The following is a 3,335-nucleotide window of genomic DNA, read 5'->3' on the forward strand; positions in this document are numbered from 1 at the left end:
TCGACCCCCGCCTCGATACGCCGCCTTCAACACACCGTCGTCACCCAATCTCCCGCATAGCTCTCAGCGGCCACTCATTCGGCCTTCCGCAATCCGCCGCCAACGCCGAACTCCTCAAGGCGGAGCGGGATCTAAAGGCTCGCGCTGGAGCAGAGAGGAGGGCTGCGCGCGCGCGGGACAGAGAAGCGTCTCGGCGGATGGCGGGCGGGAAGTGGGCAAGGCCGCGCATCACATTGGCGGACGCCGACCTAGAGCCACTGGACGGTGACGAGCTGTGACGGCTCAATCGGATGTGCCCAACCTGGACGGGCCGGCACGTTGAGCGGACCACCATTGGTCCGGCCAAGGAAGCCCTCCGCACTACGCCTACCGCCGCCTTCCTGAGGGGTCCGTGCGGTTCGAACCGCGGACCATCCTTGGTCTGACAACGGGTGGGAAACCTATGTGCCTTCTCTCGGAGGCGGCCCTCTACGCGCTCATCATGCGGTCCGATAAGCCGGCCGCCGCGCCGTTTCAGTTGTGGGTTACGGGGGAGGTGCTCCCCGCCATCCGCTGCCCACATAGATGGACTGCTGATTTAGTTGCGCTTGCATGATATTCCCTCGACAGGGAATTTCACGGAAGAGGGACTATTCATTTGAGATCATATATTGCCCGAAACATAATTTAGTTCAAGACTGTTTGTATTTCTTGCATCTGCCATAACGGATGCGCTGAGTGACGTGCTCAAGCACTTCGGCGCTGGGAACAAGCGCCACGTGGGGCTGTAAGATGAGACTCGCTGTCGAGATTTTCGGCAAGGACATGCAGTTAGAGGCGGATACCAGCCAAATCGATATCACAGTTGGAAGCCTGTTTGAGGTGTTCACTAACCGCGACGGAACACGGGGACGTCGCTGGTTCGATTGGCTGAGTGAAGGCGACGGGTACTTGGAGCTGTGGTTCGGTGGACGCCACGTCGGTCTCACGTGGCTTCCGGCACGGGAGCGGTGGCGGCGCGCTAACCAGATGGTGTCCCCACCGCTTGGTGGCTTGAACGGGTGGGCCGAGGTTGTTCGGGTTTTCCATCGCATGGCCGAGTCTGAGGGCCGGGCTCACCCCGAAGCGGCTTGATACGTCCGTTCCTGGCGATTTCGATTAGCCGCCACCCGAGGAAACAGAAGCGCGCTCCTCCCAGCTCGGGAAAGGGCGCGCGGCGTGTTTTTGGACATGCGCTTCGAGGCTGTCTGATTGCCCGCCACCTACGGGCGAGCGATTATCCGCCACCATAGGAAAGGAGCGCGTCCTCTTCCGCCCCCGTACCTATCGTTTTCCTCAAGTGTAGTGCTGCCGACCCCGTTCGGTGCCCGTCTACGCGCCCTTCTCCACTCCTCTCCCCGGAACCCATCACCATGCCCCTGGCTGTCATCCACAGCCGGGACGATGACGGCTGCGCAGTCGTTGGCGTCCCGATATCCAATCGCCCAGGCACTCACGCTTGGCTCTACGCGGCCGACTACGCCGCCATCCTCAACGACTACGGCCCCACGCCCTGGTTCGTGAACGACAACGGCAGCGGTCGCCTTTACGTCCGGCTCTACGTCCGCCTCGAAGGCACCGACCGGCCGAACAACATCATGGTCTCCCGCCTCGTGCTGGGTGACTTCGACGCCCCCGTCATCCGTTATCGGGATGGAGACCGTCTGAACCTCCGCTCCCGGAACCTCGATGCCGTGCGACCGGCCCCGCAACGCCGCGTGAGCGAGCGGCCGAACCGGGCCTTCCGCGGGCTCACCTCATTGTCCGCCTAACGTCCAGCCCGCCCTCTCTCGCAACCCCAACCACGGAGCATCAGCTCATGAAGAGCGCTTGCGTTCAGCCTGCGCGGCACCGCTGGTTTGACCAGTGGCGAGGCGCGTCCGGTTACGCGCTCCGTCAGCTTGTCGAAGAGACCGTTGCCGCCGTCGCACAATACGAAGCGGACACCGCTTCCCGGAAGCGCGCGCGCCGCGGGGTGGATCACCACAACCACCTCACAGCCGTTGAGGGCGTGGTCGCGAACCTCGCTCGCACCGTCCTGATGCCACCTGAAACAGGACGCCTCGCGGTGCTCCTCAGGCACGGCGCCAAGGGCTGCCGGCGCTACGACAACCCCGCGTTCGGGAAGCCGTTCTCGGGCCTCTTGAGTCGCCTCGACGCAATGGACGTGCTGTCCATCCGCGGCCCCTCGTCTACGTGGGGAGAAGCGTCATCAATATCGCCCACTGCCACCTTCGCATCGCGGGTTCGGAGCTTCGGCATCAAGTTGTCCGACTTCGGCCGCCTGCCTGGAGAGGAGACCATCCTCCTCAAACAGAAGACCCGGAAGGGGCTCGCTCAGGCGGGCAGCATGACGGGTCTCGTGGACTACGCGGACACGGCCTCCACGGTCGAGATGCGCAAGACCATCGAGGGACTCAACGCCCACCTGGAGGGCGCGGACGTGACCTTCGAGGACGACGGCCGCGGTCCCGTTGACCACCGTCAGCGGCGCTTGCTCCGCCACTTCGTCCAGTTCTCGGATGATGCCGATGCCCCCCGCTTCGACCGCGGAGGGCGCCTGTTCGGCGGCTTCTGGCAGAACCTTAAACGGGACCGCCGGGCCGGCATCAGGATCGAAGAAGAGGCCATCGTGGACCTCGACTTCGCGTCAATGTTCCCACGGCTGGCCTACGCGACCACTGGGAAGGAGCCGCCGGAGGGGGAGCTCTACGCCATCGAGGGCCTCGGACCGGAGCATCGCCCAGCGTTGAAGCTGGCGGTGAACACCCTCCTCTTCGATGACTTCCGCCGCTCATCCTGGCCTGCCCCGGCAAGCGAGGAAGACCCACGGCTCCCGGCGGAGTGGACGGTGGCTCGAACCAAGGCCGCGTTCCTAGCCCGTCACCCGGCACTTCGAGGCTGCTTCGGGGTGGGCCTTGGATACAGCCTCATGCACCGTGAGAGCGTCATCCTCATCCACATCTTGGAGGAGATGCGTTCAAGGGGTGTGGTCGGGCTTGGTCTTCATGATGGCATCCTCGTTCCCCGGTCTCGGGCCAACGAGGCCAAGGCCATGATGGAGATGATCGGCAGGGAGATCAGCTCACAGGCTCTCCCGGTCACGATGAAAGCCAGCCCGCGGTGAAGCCCTAGTACCCCCTCACCCTCCCTACAGGGGACCCGTAAGCCGGCCCCTCTCCGTCACCCCCTCATCGGCGTCCAAACGGGGCTCTGACTCACTTTTGGTGCAGGCGAGTTGATGGATCTCGGCTTTTGCCGTCGGAGATCCTGCCATGGCCCGTAGCCTTATCCAAGTATCAGCAGATACCACCGGC

The 3,335-nt window shown here is 63.8% G+C and carries 2 protein-coding genes and 1 pseudogene; all 3 read left to right on the top strand.

Annotated elements, in window-relative coordinates:
• Positions 1-448 precede the first annotated feature (448 nt).
• A pseudogene (locus tag MZTS_RS24100) lies at positions 449-553 on the top strand (BRO-N domain-containing protein); the annotation flags it as partial.
• 838 nt (positions 554-1,391) lie between these two features.
• A complete protein-coding gene (locus MZTS_RS24105) occupies positions 1,392-1,790 on the top strand; it encodes a hypothetical protein (protein WP_192285814.1) in 399 nt (132 codons plus the stop codon).
• 47 nt (positions 1,791-1,837) lie between these two features.
• Positions 1,838-3,145 (top strand): hypothetical protein, encoded by a 1,308-nt coding sequence (locus MZTS_RS24110; protein ID WP_192285816.1) that lies wholly within the window; start codon positions 1,838-1,840, stop codon positions 3,143-3,145.
• Positions 3,146-3,335: the final 190 nt, after the last annotated feature.

The sequence above is a fragment of the Methylorubrum zatmanii genome (assembly GCF_014845115.1).
In the GTDB taxonomy this organism is placed as follows: Bacteria; Pseudomonadota; Alphaproteobacteria; order Rhizobiales; family Beijerinckiaceae; genus Methylobacterium; species Methylobacterium zatmanii.